We start from the raw sequence: 19,781 nt of genomic DNA, 5'->3' as shown, positions 1-19,781 counted from the left end.
TGTTTTTCACTATTCTCAGTTATTCGGAGTTACCATCATTTGGTTCTGGTGGATCCGGCGGTGAAGAAGGATTTTCTTCACTGCTGGAAGGCGTTGTTGAGCCAGGATCCTGACTAGAAGCAGGAGGTGTAACGACCGAAGATGAATCATCCTCATCAGGTGTTGTCACTGGGGGTGTCACTTCGCTTGATGATTCTGTTGTACTTGATGGTGTTGCTTCACTACTTTCTGTAGAAGGTGTCGTCGGTTCAACGTACGAACTACTGCTGGAAGAACTTGGTGCTGAATAGCTTGGCTGCGTGTATGTCCCTTCAAGATAAAGCTCTCTCCCGATCCGTGTCAATCCGTCAGGCATTGTCCAGTCCGTGTTTTCTACAGAAGCAGAAACATAGCGCATCAATTCACGATAGACATCTGAAGCCACATGGGTACTACTATCAGTGATTGGTGTCATTTTGTCGTTGTATCCGGTCCATACCGCCAATGAGTAGGAGGGAGTATAGCCGGCAAAAGTTATATCCGGATAAGCACCGTTTGATGTATCCAGTTGTGCTAGCTGGTCATCGGTGTAATTGGAAGTTCCCGTTTTCCCTGCTTGGTATAACCCATCGATTTGCGCATTGGTCCCAGTACCGACAGAAATAACATCTTTCAGAATATCGGTCACCATATAAGCCGTCGTATCATCCATTGCTTCTTGACCATCAACTTTAAAGGATTCTTCATCTTCGGTCCCATCTTGCATGACGATTTTGTTGACGTACTGAGGTTCATAATAGGTGCCACCATTTGAAAACGCAGCATAAGCAGCGGCCATTTTCAGGCTGGAGATCCCATATTTTGTGCCATCTAATTTATCCGTATTGCTAGAAATCGCATTAGATTGAGTAATCGTGTGGTATTCGATACCCAACCCGCTAAGAAAGTCGGCGATATTATCCGCGCCAACTTCATCAAACAATTTCACTGCTGGTACATTTCTGGATTCTGCTAAAGCAGTTCGAAGCGTGATATTGCCCATATATTGGCGATCCCAGTTGTACACAGGAATATCGGTTCCTTTATAAGTATAAGGTTCATCTAAAATCATTCTACCGGTAGAGTCTTGTAGAAATTGGAAGGCAGGGCCGTAGTCTGTGATCGGTTTAACGGTCGATCCAAAGTCCCGAGCGACGTTGACAGCCAGGTTGTTTGCGAGAACGTCATCAACGTTGCGGGCACCAATTTGAGCCGTGACTTTGCCCGTATTGACATCAACTAAAGTAGCGGCAACTTGCATCTTGTCGTCTGGATAATTAACATAATCATCGCTGTTGACGATGTCATATAACCGTTTCTGCGCATCGATATCGACATTGGTGTAAATATCTAAGCCATCGGTATAAACATCTTTGCCGGTTTTTTCTTTGACTTCTGCGATCACTTCGTTGAAGTAATTATCAAAGTACTTCCACTCTTGGTTTTCTCGCGGGTTTTCTTGCAATCCTTCTTGAATATCTTCGGCAACGGCCGAATCATATTCCGCTTGCGTGATTTTCTCGTTTTCAAGCATTGCGCCTAAAACCACATCTCGACGACTTTTCGCATTATCAGGATGAGCGAAAGGATCAAACGCAGAAGGGGCATTTGGTAAACCAGCAATCAAAGCGGTTTGCGCTAGGTCTAGTTCAGCCAAAGGTTTGCCGTAAAACTTCATAGCAGCTGTTTGCATTCCGTAAACCCCGTTGGACATATATACCTTATTAATATAGTAAGTCAAAATTTCCTGCTTTGATTTGGTTTGTTCAAGCCGTACCGCCATCCAAGCTTCTTGTGCTTTTCTTCGTAACGTTTGATCTTCGGCGCTGGTAGAAAAGAAGGACAGCTTGATCAATTGCTGAGTCAACGTACTTCCGCCTTGCATACCGCCGGTTGTGGCATTGGATAATGCAGAACCAACGATTCGGATCGGATCGACACCGATATGCTGATAGAACCGACGATCTTCGACAGAGACGATCGCATCTTCCAGCAGTTGGGGAATCTCACTTGCGGTGATTTTTTCTCTCGTTTCACTTCCGAATTCAGTGATCAATTCACCGTTGGAGGCATAAAAGCGCGAAGAAACAGTCGAATCCAAACGTGTTTCATCAAGTGCTGGTGCATCTTTGGCGTACCACCAAAACAGCCCCATTCCTGATAAAATCCCGATACAGCCTAAGAAAAATAGGCCCATAAACACTTTTAAAAGAATACTCCCAATACTTCGTTTGCCTTTGGCTTTAGGGGGCTTTGGTGCTTTTTTAGCAGTGCCTTTCTTAGAATCATGCCGAGAGGTCCTCGATTGTGATTCATTTGCCATACTCATCATTCTCCTTCATCGTTAAAAATTGATCAACTGCTTTTAAATAGGGAATACGCGGCGCAATAGTGGGGATGATTTCGATCCCATTGGTTTCGATATAGGCCAACGTCATTGATTTTTTTCCAGTTTCCTTTTGCAGGTGCCACTGAGAAACTAAGCACTTGCTATCTAGAAAAAAGCAGCGTTGTAGACTAGAAAACCATAAAAGAACAAAACATAATCCCGCTTGTTCCAAACAGTCTTCCATATGCTTGATTTGGTGTGGATGAAAATTTTTAAAGGGAAATGACGTTTTGTTTTGAGTCTCTTTCGCTTCAAAGTCGATATATTGCCCTTGATAAACCCCATTGTAATCGGTGGTAGAGGCCTCTCGAAAGTAGGCTTCTTTAATTACTGCGGCGCTTCTTCTCGGATAATCTACCTTGACGATTTGAACTGGTGTCGGTTTCTTATGAATGACCGCAAGTTTGCGATTTAAATAATAAAGGTTGCTTTCATTGATCGCTTCTTCAAAACGCATCCCACGATTGGCATACGTTTTTGGCTTTATTAGTTTTTCTTGCATTTTTTGTTTTTTGCCGTCATCATAGGTAGTAGATTGTCCATTCGGGTAACGAATAACCATGTTGTTCACACTCCTAGGCAACATTATACCAAAAAGTCGTTTGGAAAGAAAAGAGATGACCAGAGAAACAATGAAAACCTTATACTTTACTGGCTATCGTAATTATGAATTAGGTGTCTTTCAAGCAAAAGATCCCAAGATTGCAGTTATTAAGAAAGTAATAATGTCGGCATTGACCAATTATGTCGAAGAAGGGCTAGAATGGCTCTTGATCAGCGGGAATCTTGGAGCAGAGCTGTGGTGTGCCGAAGCCATTGAACAATTAAAACAAACATACCCGGAACTGAAACTAGGAATTATTTTTCCTTTTGAAGGGTTTGGTGAAAATTGGAACGAAACGAATCAGCAGGCACTGCAAACAGCGAAGTCATTTGCCGATTATGTCAATGCCACCAGCCATAAGCCTTACCAAGACCCCAGTCAATTAAGAAATCACACAGCGTTTTTACTGGAGCATACTGAAGGTGCACTTGTGTTATATGATGACGAATTTCCAGGAAAACCTAATTATTTCTTAAGAGATGCGAAAGCCTATAGTGAGCAAAATCCCTACTTTATTCATCAAATAACAATGGATGATTTACAAAACGCAACATTTGATAGTAATTTACTTTGATTTTCGTATATTTTTTGATAGAATGGTTTAGAAAGTGAAAACCATTTGGAATAAACAATGAGGTGTAAATAATGGCAAATTTAATTTATAGTCCAAAAGATATTCTGCAACAAGAATTCAAAACAAAAATGCGTGGATATGATCCAGTGGAAGTGGACGAGTTTTTAGATAATATCATTAAAGACTACGAAAGCTACAATAAAGAGATCTTAGCCCTGCAAGAAGAAAACGATCGTCTGACAGCGAAAATCGATCAATTGTCGAAAAACCAAGCAATCGCTTCTCGTGTTCAACAAGAAGCACCGAAAAGCCAAACAGTCACAAATTTTGATATTTTAAAACGTTTGTCTAATCTTGAAAAAGAAGTGTTTGGCAAAAAGCTTGATCGTGAATCAGAACCTGTCACTCGTTCTTCTTCATACAACAGCAACTATACAAATGCTGATTTTGAAGACGACAACGAAAAAACCCGTCAATTCTAATGTAGAAAAGATAGTTGTGATTTTCGGGTAATTGCGGCATAACTCGATTATGCTGAGGAAAGTCCATGCTCGCACAAGCTGAGACGCTTGTAGTGTTCGTGCCTAGCGAAACCATAAGCTAGGGTACTTAAGAAAGTAACGGCAGGAAAAATGGCTAAGGTGCAAGCTATGCCAAAGTATCCTTGAAAGTGCCACAGTGACGAAGCAAGCCGGGAAACCGTCTTGGTGGAACGCGGTAAACCCCTCGAGCGAGCAACCCAAACAATGGTAGGGGCACTTTTTGCACGGAAATGAACGGAGCAAGAAGGCAAGTAATTGCAGATAGATAATTACCCAGTGTTTTCTTCTCCCTGAGGAAAATACGGACAAAACATGGCTTATAGAAAATCACAACCTATCAGGGAATCCTTCCAGCAACGGAAGGTTTTTTTATACCAAGAAGGAGAGCGTTATGACTGAAAAAACATTTAATTGTATTGCCACCGCTGCGAGCGGTTTAGAAGCACTAGTGGGCAAAGAATTACGGGATTTAGGGATCGAGTGTGAGGTTGAAAACGGCCGAGCGCGCTTTAAAGGGACAATGGAGACCATTGCTACCGCGAACTTGTGGCTCCGTACAGCCGACCGTATCAAAATCGTCGTTGGGGAATTTGACGTATTGACTTTCGATCAGCTGTTTGAAGAAGTTAAAGCGTTACCGTGGGAAGACTTTTTACCGTTAGACGCTGAATTTCCAGTAGCCGGAAAATCAATCAAATCAAAATTGTATAGTGTACCTGACTGCCAAGCGATTACCAAAAAAGCAATCGTCAATCGCTTAAGAGAAGTATATCATCGTCCGGCAAGTGTGCCGCTGACTGAAACTGGCGCTTTTTTCCAATTAGAAGTCGCTTTATTGAAAGACCATGCGATGATCACATTGGATACGACTGGCCCTAGTTTGTTTAAACGCGGCTATCGTTTAGAAAAAGGGGGCGCACCTCTGAAAGAAAACATGGCTGCGGCTTTAGTGATGCTGACAAATTGGTACAAAGACAAGCCTTTTGTCGATCCCGTTTGTGGATCAGGCACATTGTGTATTGAAGCAGCTTTGATCGGCCATAATATCGCCCCTGGATTTAATCGGGAATTTGTTTGCGAAACGTGGGATTGGTTCCCAGCAGAAGTATTTGAAAAAGTACGGAAAGAAGCAGATGAAGCAGCAGATTATGATGTCGAATTAGATATTACCGGTTCGGATATCAATGGTCGAATGATTGAGATCGCCCGCCGGAATGCGGAAGAAATCGGTCTAGGAGACTCGATCACCTTCAAACAACAAGCTGTTAAAGACTTTAAAACAGAAAAAGAGTATGGTGTCGTTGTGGCTAACCCTCCTTATGGCGAACGCTTAGGAGAAGAAGAGTCTGTTCAGCGACTGTATCAAGAAATGGGCCAAGTGTTTCGACCGCTTAAAACCTGGAGCAAGTACTTTTTGACCAGTGACTTGACTTTTGAGACCCATTACGGCGAAAAAGCGACAAAAAAACGCAAATTATACAACGGTGCGATTCGTACCGATCTCTTCCAATACTGGGGACAACGTCCGCCACGCAAAAAGGAGTTTGCTGAATGAAAGAACAAGAATTTCTGAAAGAATTAAAAGAAATCGATCTATTACAACAAGCAATGGGGATCTTAGGCTGGGACAATCAAACGGGGATGCCAGAAAAAGCCAGTGATTACCGGGCGGAAGTTGACAGCTATTTATATGGCCTCTATTTTGACAAAAAAATTGGAGAGCCGATCCAAGAAGCAATCAGCTATTTTGGGAAACACCCAGAAGAATTATCAGAAGTTGGGAAAGCGGCTTATCAGCTAGTCAAAGAAGAGTATGAATTGCAAAAAGATGTACCAAATGAGTTGGCGATGGCGGCTTCCGCAGCAACGTCAAAAGCACATACTGCTTGGCTCAAAGCCCGTAAAGAAAAAGATTTTTCTTTATTTAAAGACGCACTTTCTGAAAATATTCGCTTGACGAAAGAATTGATTCCTTATTGGAAGAAGAATGAGCTGACAAACTATGATGTGTTGTTAAACCAATACGAACCAAATATGACGGTTGAGATCTTGGATAATGTTTTCTCACAAGTGAGAGACGGTATCATGGATATTCGTCGTCAATTGGCTGAAAAAGGAACAGCACCAGATACTTCGATCCTGTCACGTAAGATGACCGAAGCGCAGCAACGTAAATTTATCTCAAAAGTGATTGCCGACTTAGGCTATGACTTTTCTCGCGGCCGCTTGGATAATACGGTCCACCCATTTGCTACGGGGATCAATCACAACGATGTGCGTTTGACTACTCGTTGGAGCGAAAACGATTTTTCAATGGGACTATTCGGTGTAATTCATGAAGCCGGACATGGAATGTACGAGCAAAATATTGACGAAAAATACGAAGGAACACCGGTTCATGAAGGAGCGTCTATGGGGATCCACGAATCTCAATCGCTTTTTAATGAAATCATTATCGGCAGTAATCGCAATTTCTGGGCCAAGCAATACCCATTTTTCCAAGAATGTGCGGAAGGCTCGTTTGATGATGTGTCTTTTGACACCTTCTATGATTCTTTGAAGCATTCTAAAGCCAGCTTGATCCGTATTGAAGCTGACAGTTTGACTTACGTAATCCATATCATTATTCGTTACGAGATCGAAAAAATGATCTTTAACGAAACAGTATCGATCGATGAACTGCCGAAAATCTGGAATGACAAATACGAGGAATATTTAGGGATTCGTCCAGAGAATGACCTTGAAGGAATCTTACAAGATGTTCATTGGTCAGGTTCCAGCTTTGGTTACTTCCCATCCTATGCGTTAGGGTATATGTATGCCGCGCAATTACTGCATGCGATGGAAAAAGAAATCAATGTCGATGAAGTGTTGGCTTCAGATGATTATTCACCGATTCGTAAATGGCTGACTGAAAATATCCATCAATACGGGGCATCAAAGAAACCAAATGAATTGATTTTAGATGCAACGGATGAATTATTGAATCCTCAATATCTATTAGACTATTTACGTAAGATCTATTTTAGTGTCTATAAAATCAGCGAGACGCAAGATTTCGCTTAAAAGAAACGAGTGAAAAGAAGCTTCGCAAGACGTTGCCGCCCTAACTGTTTCGTGGGGTGCTCGTTTTGTTGAACTTCTTTTCCTTTTGTATCGATAACCACTGAAAAAAGGAAGGCTTGCTGCTTTCGTATCGAAAGAAGGAGAAAGATGAAGGAAGAAAACAATGTTACCGATCTTAGCAAAGTAATTGCCTATGCCGAAAGTATTTTGGGGAATGATTACACAGGACATGGGTTTGATCATGTCAAACGGGTGGCGGGCTTAAGTCAAGCTATCATCGATGCCGACGAATTGGCGGTTGATCGTTTTGTCGTACAGGCAGCAGCTTACTTGCATGATACGGTGGATGACAAAGTTGTTGCGGATGTCACAGCGGCTTATGCCGAAGTGCGAGTTTGTTTGACTGCAGCAGGGGCAAGTGAAGCACAAACGAAAGAAATTTTTTCTATTATCGAAAATCTGTCTTTTTCAAAAGAACTTTTGCAAGGCGCACAAGTTGTCTCAGTAGAAGGCCGCGTCGTTCGTGATGCAGATCGTCTCGATGCTTTAGGTGCGATCGGTATTTTACGGACGAGCTATTTTGGTGGCAGTCATCAACACCCGATCCATGTCAGTGACTTAGCCCCAAAGACGTTTCAAAATCATGAGGATTACCGAAAAGGGACGACGGTGATCAATCATTTTTATGAGAAACTATTTTTGCTCCCTGAAAAGATGAACACGGATTATGGCAAAAAAGAAGCTCAGCGACGCGTGGCTTTCATGAAGGATTTTTTAGAAGAATTCTATGCAGAATGGGATGTCTAACTTTGTTTAGAGTTTTTTAAACTGCAATTCGATTATTTCCTTTTTCCTTTATTGTTCTTTATAATAGTAAGTACAAAGGAGGGATGGAAATGTACTACCAACAGGCATTACAACCGAGTGAACTATTGCCAGCGATTTCCAATTCAGGGGAATGCTTTTTTGTCATTCGGGCTGAGCTACCCATCCGGCAATATCAAATCGCAGTCTATCTTTACGACGATCAATTCTTTTTGTTGCAAGATGATCGCTTGTTTGATCAAATCGAACAAATCTCTAGTGAGACATTAGGGGACGAGGAAGAGATTTTACCATTTATCGAAGAAGCGTTGGAAGAAAACCATTATTTATTAGTGGAAAAAGCGTTTATTCGTTTAGATCTATCTACTTTACAAAAGATGACCGATCTTACTAGTTTCGATATCTTGTTTTATGAATTTTTTGATTCATGGGGGGAAGAAGAATGAAACGGACTGAATACGTAACACTCCAAGACAAAACATTGATTGACCTATTCCAGCAGTTAGGAGAGGATGTTTCGAATCTCGAGCTGATCGATGAAGAAAAGAATATCGATGTGGTGGTTGTGTCGAATAGTGACTGGCAATATTTATTGGAACAAGTCAATGATGATGTAAAAGAATCTTTTGCTGATACGTCAGAGACAGACCTGGATGAAGAACTAGCCGACGAATAAACGCTTTTTGTGGTTGATAAACTGTTTTACTACGGGAGTGGTGGTTGGATCTTTTGAAGGGATTTAGCAATCTAGGCAGCTTACCAAAAAAAATACGAAGCGATCTCATTTCCCATTAAGAGGAACAGGATCATTTCGTATTTCTAGGTAGGTTGCTTTTATTTTGTCCGCAGACGAACGTTTTTGACTTTTAGATAGCCGCGAATCAAGTTGAGAATAAGTAAAAGAATGCCCACAATCAATGGAATCGCTAATAAGTAGGGCGAGTAAAGGTGGGTTTCTTGCACGTGTTCAAGAGAAGTTTTCTCCACTTCATTGATGGCTTGTTGAATGACTTGTAAACTAAATCCAGTCAGAAAACCAGCAATGATGAATAGGGCAAATCCTAAGTAGGGTATATCGGAAGACCGGCGAAAAAGAGCAAAAGCTACATATAAAACCAAAAGGAATGCCGGTACGCCAAAGGCAAAATAGGGATTTAACATGGTTTTTTAACCTCCTTTTCTTTTATGATACTCCAAAATTTACGTTTTGGGAAATAGCGTGTAAGATAAAAAGAAAACGTGAAGGAGTTCTTTATGTCCGCTTATATTACCCCAATAAAGGTTGCTCTGCTGGTTTTTCCATTTCTAGCATTGGCGATATCAATGATTTTTTTTGTTATCCAATATCGAAAATACGGTCGTTTTATCTTTTCTCGTGCACTGGTTCTTTATTCGTTTGTCTTCTATTTATTATGCGCCTATTTTTTAGTTATTCTGCCATTGCCCTCGATTGAAGAGGTAGCTCATATGACTGGTCCTAAGATGGAATTGCAGCTAGGAGCATCCTGGCACCATTTTGTCCAACAGACGGTCTTAAATATCCACGACCCGCAAACCTATCTTCCTGCCATGAAGCAGGGGGTCTTTCTCGAACCACTCTTTAATTTATTGTTGACCTTGCCTTTCGGCGTTTACTTACGTTATTACTTCAAGTGTTCTTTTCTGAAAACGCTGGCGATTACGTTTTGTCTGACGTTGTTTTTTGAATTGACTCAGCTGACAGGACTTTATTTTATTTATCCCCGTCCTTATCGCTTATTTGATGTTAATGATCTCTTTGTCAATACACTAGGAGGATTGTTGGGGTGGAGCATTGCCCCGCTATTTACGTTCTTATTGCCATCAAGAGAAGAGATGGATGCCGATTCATACGCCAAAGGTACTCGGGTAACCGTAACCCGAAGGATATTTGCTTGGTTGATCGATTGGGGAATACTGAATGTGGTCAGTTTCATTGTGGTGATCGCTGTTCGTTTGCTTACTCAACAGACGGTACGAGACTTTAGTGGGGACTATTGGTACTTTGCTCTTGAAGTATTACTGTACTTTGTGTTGTTTGCTTATCTTGCCAAAGGACAAACGATTGGAAAAAAACTCGTACGAATCAAAATCATGCAAGAAGCCCGTCAGAGGGTCAGCTTGGCTGCGTTATTGAAACGTTATGGTTTGTTTTATCTGATTTATGCCAGCATCAGTCGGGTCAACATCTTTTTTGCACCGTTTCTTGATTCGGATAATACGCTGCTTCTGGTCGTCAGTTTATTGATGGTGGTCATTTTTGGCTTGATCCAGTTTGGCTTTTACATGAATCTCTTTTGGGCTGCAATAAAAAAAGAAAGCCGCTTTTTCTATGAACGCCGCAGTGCAACGTATACAATTAGCACGATTGATCCAAAACCCGTGACAAAAGAAAGTTAGGAAATCAAGGCAACATATGCTATAATCCAAAGGATGCTAAAAGAAAGAAGGTGTTTGAATGTCTTTTGAGTCATTTAAATTTCAACCATTTATTTATGAAGCACTTGCTGATAAAAAGTTCTCTAATCCAACAGAAGTGCAAGAAAAATTGATACCTGTTATCCAAAAAGGCCGTAGTGTTGTTGGACAATCTCAGACTGGGAGTGGTAAGACCCATACATTTTTACTGCCATTGATGGATAAAATTGATGCCGAAAAAGATGAAGTGCAAGTCGTGATTACTGCACCGAGTCGTGAATTAGCCACACAAATTTATCAAGCCGCAAAACAGATCGGCGGGTTTCATGATCCGGAGATTCGTGTGTCAAATTTTGTTGGAGGAACGGATAAACAGCGCCAATTGAGCCGTCTGCAAAATCAACAGCCCCATGTCGTGATTGGGACACCTGGTCGTATCTTGGATATGATCAACGAACAAGCCTTAGGGGTTCACACTGCCAATGTATTTGTCGTGGATGAAGCAGACATGACCTTGGATATGGGCTTTTTGGAAGAAGTCGATCAAATTGCGGGGCGTTTGCCTGAGAAACTACAAATGCTGGTTTTCTCCGCAACGATTCCAGAGAAATTGCGCCCATTCTTGAAAAAATACATGGCCAATCCATTGATCGAAGAAATCAAATCGAAAGCAGTCATCTCTGATACGATCGAGAATTGGTTGATTTCTACCAAAGGGAAAAATACCAATAAATTGATCTATCAATTATTGACTACAGGCCATCCCTATCTTGCCATCGTTTTTGCCAACACGAAGAGCCGTGTGGATGAAATTACGGATTACTTAAAGGAACAAGGCTTAAAAGTAGCGAAGATCCACGGCGACATCAGTCCTCGTGAAAGAAAACGGATCATGCGCCAAGTGCAAAATTTGGACTACCAATATGTTGTCGCAACAGATTTAGCTGCGCGAGGAATTGATATTGAAGGGGTTTCTCATGTCATCAATGCCGAGATTCCAGCTGATTTGGATTTCTTTATCCACCGTGTTGGTCGGACCGGTCGAAATCAAATGGATGGGACCGCGATCACTTTATATGATCCAAGCGATGAAGGGGCAATCCAAGCCATCGAAGATCTAGGGGTTGTTTTCCAACCGAAGGAAATCAAAAATGGCGAGATCGTTGCGACTTACGATCGGAATCGTCGGCAAAAGCGGGAAAAATCTCGTGACGAATTAGACCCAACCTTGATTGGCTTAGTCAAGAAAAAGAAGAAAAAAATCAAGCCTGGCTACAAGAAAAAAATTCAATGGGCCGTTGATAAGAAGAACAAAGAAAAACGGAAGATCGAACGTCGTCAAACGACTCGAACCGCCCGCAAAAACAAGAAAAATTCGAATAGCTAATGCTTACCAAAACAGCAGTCAAGGAAGAGAACTACTCTTCCTTGACTGCTGTTTTTAATTGTTTGGTCATTTCTACACACAATACGCCATCTTCAGCATAGGGTTCAGATGTTTTTTGATACCCACAGGATTCATAAAACGCACAAGCGTCGATCTCTGCGGATAACACTGATTGGAGGGCACCCTCTTGGACACCACGCATTTCGAGATAATGCAATAATTTGGTGCCGTATCCTTGGTGCCGAAAGGCCTTAGCTACGCAAAAGCGATCAGGTTGCAGAGTGTTCGGTGTAGAGAATTGATAGCGAATGGTAGCGATCGGTGTGTTTCCATCAAGCCAAAGAAAGTATGGACAGGTTTGGTCTTTTTCATCAAATTCCCATTCTGCCGGAATGTGCTGTTCTTCTACAAAAACGGCTTGCCGCAAGGCGAAAACCGCTTGTAGCATCCACGGACTGCGTCCAAAATAAAGCATCAGTCGTTTTCCTCCTTTTTCGTGGTATACTCGTTATATAGTAATTGTAGCAGATGAGAGGAGAAATGACGTGGATTTTTTTGAGGCGTTACAATGGTCAAATTGGAAGACACTGTCCTTTGAAATCAAAGAACAGCTGATCCAGCAAATTTTAATGTATTTTGTTAGTCCTTTAAAGGAGATCACCGATGTCCATTTTAGTCAGTTGACGTATGCAGGATTGAAATGTGCTACCTTTGAATTAACGATCGATGGCGAAGACTTTGTCTTTATACCAGGGAATTCTGAGGCGATCTTAGGTTGGGATCTCGGTGTGCAAGGGTTACCGGCTACTTGCTGGAGTAAAAATTGGCAGTCACCACCCAATGAGATCATTCGCCAACTGGAAACAATCTATGAGTTAGAAACCAGCCAGGATTGGGGGATTTTTGTCAATGAGTCGACGAGCCCTTTGCGTAAAGCTGTGATTGATCCCATGCTAGTCCAAAAAAGTTCTCTGCCTGCTGGCGCAAGGTATATCGGGCAGTTAAATACGATCACTGGGGAGTTTCACGGGTTAGTCGATCAATTCAGTGTTTTCGAAAAAGAGCTAAAGGCACAATTCACAGCACCAGCGTCCTTTGAGGAAAGCTTGCGTTGGGAATTACCCGCTTTTTATCACGAAGAGAATCGCTATTTTGCTGCACTAGAGCCGTTATCGGAAACCTATCAGTTATTTACCCACGAATCCGTCAGTCAAACAGAATTGAAACAGCAGTTAGATAAACAAGGCTTTCAGCTGCTTTCAGAGGATCAATGGGAATATGTCTGCGGTGCTGCTACTCGGCGACTTTTTCGCTGGGGCAATGAAAAGTCTTGCGACGATGGTGTCTCTTTGCCAACCGCTGAATTGCTTGAACCGAATTTATTTGGCTGCACCTATGGGCTTGCGGATGCGTGGGAGCTGACAGATGGCTTGTCTTTAAAAATGGAGAACTGGCAAATTTGTGGGCATCCCTTATTCGATGCATTGCCTTATGCCAGTTATTACCGTTCACGGAAAATGCTACAGCCAGATCAAAAGCTTTCTCCGCAGAGCTATCGTTACCGCAAAGCGATTCTGATCAATAAAGACCGGATTTGAGGATTGACTTTTTCGACACATTTCCTTATACTTTGAATGACGAAGGATATGGTCGGTTTGATGATTCATTACAGAAAGTTTTTCACTGCTGAGAGAAAAACATGAATTCAGACGGATTGCTCCCTTTGGTGCTCAACTGCAGCAGAAATGTTGCCGTCCACTCCGCGTTAACGAGTCTAAGAGGTAATGAGTCACATCATTGCAAGCAAGGTGGTACCGCGTATCGACGTCCTTGCTCTGCAATGGTGTTTTTTTATCGTCAAAACGACTCTACAGGCATAAGAGCGCCTTACCAGCAATTTTGTCAGCCCCTGTATCTTAAGCGAACACAGAAGAAAGTAGGAGAATAACGTGAAACAATTATCCAGTGCAGAAGTACGCCAAATGTTTTTGGACTTCTTTCAATCAAAAGGTCATTCAATTGAACCAAGTGCGTCCCTTGTCCCAGTCAACGATCCAACCCTATTATGGATCAATTCAGGGGTGGCAACGCTAAAAAAATATTTTGACGGCAGTGTTGTTCCTGAAAACCCAAGAATGACCAATGCGCAAAAATCAATTCGGACCAACGACATCGAAAACGTTGGGAAAACAGCAAGACACCATACGATGTTTGAAATGCTAGGAAACTTTTCGATCGGCGATTATTTCAAAAATGAAGCGATTCATTGGGCATGGGAGTTTTTGACTTCCCCAGAATGGATGGCTTTTGATCCAGAAAAGTTATATGTCACGGTTTATCCAAAAGACACAGAAGCAAAACGGATCTGGGCAGAAGAAGTCGGCTTAACACCAGAGCATATCGTTGAGATTGAAGACAACTTTTGGGACATTGGTGCAGGACCATGTGGACCGGATTCGGAGATTTTCTATGACCGTGGTCCTGAGTTTAATGACGTAGCGGAAGATGATCCCGAAAACTATCCTGGTGGCGAAAACGAGCGCTATTTGGAAATCTGGAATCTGGTCTTTTCAGAATTCAATCATCAACCAGATGGCTCCTATGAACCACTACCACATAAAAACATTGATACGGGGATGGGGCTGGAACGAATGGTTTCCATCGTTCAAAATGCACCAACCAATTTTGAAACAGACTTGTTTCTGCCGATCATCAATGCAGTGGCGGATTTAAGCGGTCGTGTGAACTACGGCGACAGCAAAACGACAGATATCTCCTTTAAAGTGATTGCAGACCATATCCGTGCGCTTTCTTTTGCGATCGGCGATGGGGCACTTCCTTCAAATGAAGGCCGTGGCTATGTTTTACGTCGTTTATTACGTCGTGCAGTCATGCATGGGAAAAAATTAGGGATCGATGCTGCCTTCTTATACAAATTAGTACCGATCGTTGGCGAGATCATGGAAAGCTACTATCCTGAAGTACTAGAGCAGCAAGAATTTATTGAAAAAGTGATCCGCAACGAGGAAGAACGATTCCATGAAACCATCAATGAAGGGTTAGATATTTTAAATCAAGTGATCGCCCAAGTAAAAGCAGACAACCAAGATACGTTAGCTGGTCAAGATATTTTCAAATTGTATGATACTTACGGCTTCCCAGTTGAATTGACAGAAGAAGTGGCGGAAGACGAAGGGTTGAAAGTGGACCATCAAGGGTTTGAACAAGAAATGGATGCACAACGTGCCCGCGCTCGTGCGGCTCGACAAACGGAGCTTTCAATGGGCGTACAATCCGCTTTATTGACGGATATCAAAGTAGACAGCCGTTTCGTTGGCTATGATTCACTTGAAGCTAACAGTGAATTATTAGTGATCATCCAAGACGAAGCGTTACACGATTCTGTTTCGACAGGTGAAGCAAAACTGATTTTTGCTGAAACACCATTTTACGCAGAAATGGGTGGACAAGTTGCGGACACAGGCACGATCGTAGCAGAAGATGGTACGATCGTAGCGGAAGTGACGGATGTCAAAAAAGCACCGAACGGTCAGTTCTTGCATACTGCTACAGTCAAAGCGCCACTACAAGAAGGCGTGAACTATTTCTTACAAGTGGATCAGCATCGTCGCAATAAGATCATCAAAAATCATACGGCGACTCACTTATTGCATAAAGCGTTAAAAGAAGTATTAGGTAGCCATGCGAACCAAGCAGGTTCATTAGTTGCTCCAGGACATTTGCGCTTTGACTTTAGTCATTTCGGGCAAGTGACCAGCGAAGAACTGAGCCAAATGGAACAAATCGTCAACCAAAAAATTTGGGAAGCCCTCCCTGTTGTGACGATCGAAACGGATATCGATACCGCAAAAGGCATGGGAGCGATGGCACTCTTTGGTGAAAAATATGGGCATGACGTTCGCGTCGTCAATGTTGCCGATTGGTCGATCGAATTGTGTGGGGGAACCCATGTGGCAAATACGGAGGATATCGGTATTTTCAAAATCGTTTCTGAATCAGGGATCGGTGCTGGTGTTCGTCGGATCGAAGCCGTGACTAGTCAAGAGGCCTATACGTTATTGCATGAAGAAGAAACGCAATTAAAAGCAATCGCAGGAATCGTTAAATCTGCCCAATTAAAAGAAGTCGTTGCCAAAACAGAACAACTGCAAGCGCAGCTACGTGAATTGCAAAAAGAAAACGAAGCTCTTGCCAGCAAGTTAGCAAATCAGCAAGCAGGGGATGTTTTCAAAGATGTCAAAGAAGTAAATGGTCTGCGTCTAATCACAGCGAAAGTGACTGTTAAGGACATGAACCAATTACGTCAACTAGCCGATCAATGGAAACAAAAAGACCATTCTGATATTTTAGTGTTAGCTACCGCGAATGATGGCAAAGTGAATCTTTTAGCTGCTATGAACAAAGTAGCCAATGAAAAAGGATTGAAAGCGGGCGATTTGATCAAAGAGATCGCACCTAAAGTTGGTGGCGGCGGTGGCGGCCGTCCTGATATGGCACAAGCCGGCGGGAAGAATCCTGAAGGAATCACAGCAGCACTTGAGACCGCAGCAGCGTGGTTAGCTGCCAAGTAAGCACACTAACTGGTTGAATCTGTGCCAGGGAATTTCTTTCGTTTAAGATGATAGATGAAAGAGGAGCGCAGGTCTTTAGCACAGTCCTTTTTTGAACGAAGATGACGGTGGGGGAAACCCTTCCGTTATCTTTTTCCTTTTTTCCTACGTGTTATCTGAAAATGCGTTCGATAATTGAAGGGAATTCGCTTTTTTTTTCGAAAAAGCGATACGAATAGTTGTTTAATTGAATTCCTTCGGGGTAAAATAAGAAAGATGGTTTTTTGAGAGGGTGATGATTTGCTAAACTTTTTTTTAAATCGTAGCAAAAAAAATGGTATCTACGAACGCACAGCCATTGGGAAGTTAGCGGGTAGCCTCGGGTTGCTTTCCAACCTCCTATTATTTGCCGGAAAATTTATCATTGGCTTATCTGCACAATCTGTTTCGATTATGGCCGATGCCATCAACAGTCTTTCAGATACAGCCTCGTCTATTTTAACATTGATCGGTTTTCGGATCTCGGCGAAACCAGCCGACAGTGAACATCCATATGGACATGAGCGATTTGAAGCCATCAGTGGGTTTGTGGTATCTTTGATCATCACGTTTGTTGGCGGTCAATTTCTCATCAGCTCTGTGCAACGCATCATGGAACCGACGAGTATCCGTCTTTCACCACTATTGTTTATCGTTTTGGTTTTATCGATTTTGATCAAAATCTGGCAGGGAGCGATGTACCGCAAACTGGCGAACCTGATTGGCTCTCAAACACTTAAAGCCAGTGGGCAAGACAGTCTCAACGATGTGTATACAACGGGTGCGGTTTTGTTTTCAGCGACGATCGAGTGGTTGACTGGCCTACGTATTGATGGCTTTGTCGGCTGTCTGATTGCCTTGTATATTTTGATTAGCGGAATCAAAATGATTCGTTCCTTTATCAACGAATTATTAGGGGCACGCCCAACGCAAGAAGAAGTAGCTGCCATGGAGCAGCGCTTGGATCACTATCCGACGATTCTCGGTTACCATGATTTACTGGTTCATAATTATGGACCGAAAAATCGCTTTGCCAGTGTGCATATCGAAGTGGATGAAACGTGGTCTTTACGAGAAGCGCATGAGGTGATTGATGCTATTGAACAAGATTTTCGCCAATCTTTAAAGGTCGACCTTGTCTGTCATCTTGATCCAGTACCAATTCAAGATCAGCAGTATCGGTATTTAAAAAAAGAAGTGTCAAAGATCATTCGCTTCGTTGATCCGCAGTTACGGATGCATGATTTTCAGGTCAAAGGAGATCTGTTGGCGTTTGATTTAGTGATTCCCGCAAAATCGGCGTATAGTGATCAAGAAATCGAAGAAATGCTGAAACAAAAAATCAAAGAAACACTAGGGGACTATGAATTGAAGCTTGCTTTCGATCATAGTTACCTATTATAGGGTTACAGGATATAGGAGGAAACTATGATAAAAATGGATATGAGCATGATTTCCACGGTATTATTGGCACTTTTGTTTATTAATACGATTGCTGCCTTTATTACTGTTTTTCGGAAACCACGCTCGATTGCAAGTGTCTTTGCTTGGATGATGACGTTGGTATTCATCCCCGGCATCGGGTTTTTGTTGTACTTGTTTTGTGGTCGGGGGATCGACGGAGAAATTATTTATAAATTTAGTGAGCACCACCAAAGTAGGATCAATGAGTTGAATCAAATCATCAAAGTGCACAATTATTCTTTTCCTGAACATCCTTACTCAGATGACAATCATCTATTAGAGCGCTATTTTAAAAACCTTGATGAATCGCCCTTGACTAAAGGAAACAAAGTAGAATTTTATACAGATGGAAAAGAAAAATTTGCAGCATTGTTTGAAGACATGAAGCAAGCAGAAGATAATCTGCATGTGGAATATTATTCGTTTTTTAATGATGAGATCGGTGGCCAATTTCTGTCTATCTTGATCGATAAAGCCCGTGAAGGTGTTGAAGTGCGTTTGGTCTATGATCCATGGGGGTCACCGAAAGCCAATCGGAAATTCTTTCAACCGTTGATTGATGCCGGTGGAAAAGTCGTGCCTTTCATCACTTCGAAGAACCTGATCCGTAACACACGATTGAACTATCATCTACATCGAAAAATCGTTGTGATCGATGGTCAAATTGGGTGGACTGGCGGCTTTAATGTCGGCGATCAATATTTAGGGAAAAAGGCCAAATTTGGCTATTGGCGAGACACCCATGCGAGAATCGTAGGTACTGCCAGTTTTACACTACAAGAGATTTTTATTCGTGACTGGAACGCATCTGTAAAAAAAGAAGAGGATCAACTGGAATACGAGGATCGCTACTTTATTCTACCGCCGAAAGAGCTCTCTGGAAATGTTGATTTGCAGATTGTCGCTGATGGTCCTGAAAGTGAGACCCAAATTCTCAAAGGCGGTTTTGTAAAAATGATCTTAGCTGCCAAAGAATCGATTTGGATCCAAACGCCTTATTTGATTCCTGATGACAGTATGATGAACGCATTGGAAATTGCCATCCACTCAGGTGTAGACGTCCGAATCATGATCCCATGTATGCCTGACCACCCATTCATTTACCGGGCAACACAGCATTATGCCAATTATTTGCATCGTCGTGGTGCAAAAATCTACATCTATAACAATGGTTTCCTCCATGCGAAGACGGTCATGATGGATGATACCATTAGTTCCTTTGGGACGACAAATCAAGACATTCGGAGTTATGCCTTGAATTTTGAAGTCAATGCTTTTGCCTACGATCACGATGTCACGCAAACGTTGAAAGGCTTCTTTGAAGAGGATATGGCGCAATCCACATTACTGACGGATGAAATTTTAGCTAAGCAGTCTTACTGGTTGCGCTTCAAACAAAACTTCTCTCGGTTATTGTCTCCGATCCTTTAATTTCAACGCCTTTGCTAATCCTTGGCGTGCCAAATGGTCGGCACCTTTGTTTTGGCTCTCAGGGATCCATTGGATGATCGCTAAAGGGAACTGTTTCAACAAGCATTGAATTTCCGTTAAATAATCAGAAAAAGCAGGGTTTTTGGTATAATTCTTGTCGATAGTCTGCGCAACGACTTTGCTGTCGGTATAGAGCATAATCGTCTGTTCCTGTAACCCTTTGTCAATCAGCAGCTGCAACGCGTTTACCATCACAGCGAACTCTGCTTGGTGGTTAGTTGAATCAGGTAGCGGAAACGCAATTTGCTCATGCAGATCAGTACCGACAATGACGATTCCACCGCCACTAGGGCCGGGGTTGCCTTTCGTGGAAGCATCAAGATAAACTTTTAACATTGTCTCACCCTTTTTTGATATGATAAAGATAGTATACTA

The 19,781-nt window shown here is 42.2% G+C and carries 18 protein-coding genes and 1 other RNA gene; 14 read left to right on the top strand and 5 right to left on the bottom strand.

Annotation, left to right across the window (positions count from 1 at the left end):
- Positions 1 to 19: 19 nt before the first annotated feature.
- The gene (locus IGI89_RS13550) at positions 20 to 2,341 is read right to left on the bottom strand and encodes a PBP1A family penicillin-binding protein (RefSeq protein WP_438735738.1); all 2,322 of its coding nucleotides are present in this window, start codon (positions 2,339 to 2,341) and stop codon (positions 20 to 22) included.
- Complete coding sequence (recU, locus tag IGI89_RS13545) at positions 2,331 to 2,969, bottom strand: Holliday junction resolvase RecU (protein ID WP_008379833.1); 639 nt, start codon at positions 2,967 to 2,969, stop codon at positions 2,331 to 2,333. The genes IGI89_RS13550 and recU overlap by 11 nt, the downstream gene beginning before the upstream one ends.
- A 70-nt stretch (positions 2,970 to 3,039) precedes the next feature.
- On the opposite strand from recU, the gene IGI89_RS13540 reads away from it, so the two are divergent.
- The 8 genes from IGI89_RS13540 (at position 3,040) to IGI89_RS13505 (ending at position 8,694) form a co-directional block, all read left to right on the top strand.
- Entirely contained in the window at positions 3,040 to 3,585 is a 546-nt protein-coding gene (locus IGI89_RS13540) for a DUF1273 domain-containing protein (protein WP_008379834.1), read from the top strand.
- 71 nt (positions 3,586 to 3,656) lie between these two features.
- On the top strand, positions 3,657 to 4,067 hold the full coding sequence (gene gpsB, locus IGI89_RS13535; RefSeq protein ID WP_005226142.1) for a cell division regulator GpsB: 411 nt from the start codon (positions 3,657 to 3,659) through the stop codon (positions 4,065 to 4,067).
- Positions 4,068 to 4,086: 19 nt separating this feature from the next.
- An RNA gene (gene rnpB / locus IGI89_RS13530) (RNase P RNA component class B) lies at positions 4,087 to 4,452 on the top strand.
- A 66-nt stretch (positions 4,453 to 4,518) separates the two neighbouring features.
- Positions 4,519 to 5,682 (top strand): THUMP domain-containing class I SAM-dependent RNA methyltransferase, encoded by a 1,164-nt coding sequence (locus IGI89_RS13525; protein WP_005236030.1) that lies wholly within the window; start codon positions 4,519 to 4,521, stop codon positions 5,680 to 5,682.
- The gene (locus IGI89_RS13520; RefSeq protein WP_005236028.1) at positions 5,679 to 7,193 is read left to right on the top strand and encodes a carboxypeptidase M32; all 1,515 of its coding nucleotides are present in this window, start codon (positions 5,679 to 5,681) and stop codon (positions 7,191 to 7,193) included. The genes IGI89_RS13525 and IGI89_RS13520 overlap by 4 nt, the downstream gene beginning before the upstream one ends.
- A 147-nt stretch (positions 7,194 to 7,340) precedes the next feature.
- Complete coding sequence (locus tag IGI89_RS13515) at positions 7,341 to 8,000, top strand: HD domain-containing protein (protein WP_008379840.1); 660 nt, start codon at positions 7,341 to 7,343, stop codon at positions 7,998 to 8,000.
- Positions 8,001 to 8,083: 83 nt separating this feature from the next.
- Positions 8,084 to 8,464, top strand: coding sequence for a hypothetical protein (locus IGI89_RS13510; protein WP_005236023.1), 381 nt, complete (start codon positions 8,084 to 8,086; stop codon positions 8,462 to 8,464).
- Positions 8,461 to 8,694 carry a hypothetical protein gene (locus IGI89_RS13505; protein ID WP_005236021.1) on the top strand — a complete coding sequence of 78 codons (234 nt, stop codon included), beginning with the start codon at positions 8,461 to 8,463 and terminating at the stop codon, positions 8,692 to 8,694. The genes IGI89_RS13510 and IGI89_RS13505 overlap by 4 nt, the downstream gene beginning before the upstream one ends.
- A gap of 158 nt (positions 8,695 to 8,852) precedes the next feature.
- On the opposite strand, the gene IGI89_RS13500 is transcribed toward IGI89_RS13505, so the two are convergent.
- A complete protein-coding gene (locus IGI89_RS13500; protein ID WP_005236019.1) occupies positions 8,853 to 9,179 on the bottom strand; it encodes a hypothetical protein in 327 nt (108 codons plus the stop codon).
- Between the two features lie 93 nt (positions 9,180 to 9,272).
- Here IGI89_RS13500 and IGI89_RS13495 point away from each other — a divergent pair, with 93 nt between their 5' ends.
- Positions 9,273 to 10,436 carry a VanZ family protein gene (locus IGI89_RS13495; protein ID WP_008379845.1) on the top strand — a complete coding sequence of 388 codons (1,164 nt, stop codon included), beginning with the start codon at positions 9,273 to 9,275 and terminating at the stop codon, positions 10,434 to 10,436.
- Positions 10,437 to 10,494: 58 nt separating this feature from the next.
- Complete coding sequence (locus IGI89_RS13490; protein ID WP_005236016.1) at positions 10,495 to 11,841, top strand: DEAD/DEAH box helicase; 1,347 nt, start codon at positions 10,495 to 10,497, stop codon at positions 11,839 to 11,841.
- Positions 11,842 to 11,872: 31 nt separating this feature from the next.
- On the opposite strand, the gene IGI89_RS13485 is transcribed toward IGI89_RS13490, so the two are convergent.
- Complete coding sequence (locus tag IGI89_RS13485) at positions 11,873 to 12,316, bottom strand: GNAT family N-acetyltransferase (RefSeq protein ID WP_008379848.1); 444 nt, start codon at positions 12,314 to 12,316, stop codon at positions 11,873 to 11,875.
- Between the two features lie 70 nt (positions 12,317 to 12,386).
- Here IGI89_RS13485 and IGI89_RS13480 point away from each other — a divergent pair, with 70 nt between their 5' ends.
- The 4 genes from IGI89_RS13480 (at position 12,387) to cls (ending at position 19,346) form a co-directional block, all read left to right on the top strand.
- On the top strand, positions 12,387 to 13,439 hold the full coding sequence (locus IGI89_RS13480) for a DUF7278 family profilin-like fold-containing protein (protein WP_005236012.1): 1,053 nt from the start codon (positions 12,387 to 12,389) through the stop codon (positions 13,437 to 13,439).
- A gap of 351 nt (positions 13,440 to 13,790) precedes the next feature.
- Positions 13,791 to 16,433 carry an alanine--tRNA ligase gene (gene alaS, locus IGI89_RS13475; protein ID WP_005236010.1) on the top strand — a complete coding sequence of 881 codons (2,643 nt, stop codon included), beginning with the start codon at positions 13,791 to 13,793 and terminating at the stop codon, positions 16,431 to 16,433.
- A gap of 279 nt (positions 16,434 to 16,712) precedes the next feature.
- Positions 16,713 to 17,855: a cation diffusion facilitator family transporter gene (locus IGI89_RS13470; RefSeq protein WP_438735737.1), complete on the top strand. Its 1,143-nt coding sequence runs from the start codon at positions 16,713 to 16,715 to the stop codon at positions 17,853 to 17,855.
- A 24-nt stretch (positions 17,856 to 17,879) separates the two neighbouring features.
- The gene (gene cls / locus IGI89_RS13465) at positions 17,880 to 19,346 is read left to right on the top strand and encodes a cardiolipin synthase (protein ID WP_008379854.1); all 1,467 of its coding nucleotides are present in this window, start codon (positions 17,880 to 17,882) and stop codon (positions 19,344 to 19,346) included.
- On the opposite strand, the gene IGI89_RS13460 is transcribed toward cls, so the two are convergent.
- Positions 19,326 to 19,742, bottom strand: a complete 417-nt coding sequence (locus IGI89_RS13460; protein ID WP_005236004.1) for a ribonuclease HI family protein — start codon at positions 19,740 to 19,742, stop codon at positions 19,326 to 19,328. The two genes, cls and IGI89_RS13460, sit on opposite strands and share 21 nt — an antisense overlap.
- Between the last annotated feature and the right edge of the window lie 39 nt (positions 19,743 to 19,781).

The organism is Enterococcus sp. AZ141, from assembly GCF_051714385.1.
Lineage (GTDB): Bacteria > Bacillota > Bacilli > Lactobacillales > Enterococcaceae > Enterococcus_D > Enterococcus_D entomosocium.
This window is presented reverse-complemented; position numbering and strand designations above follow the sequence as displayed.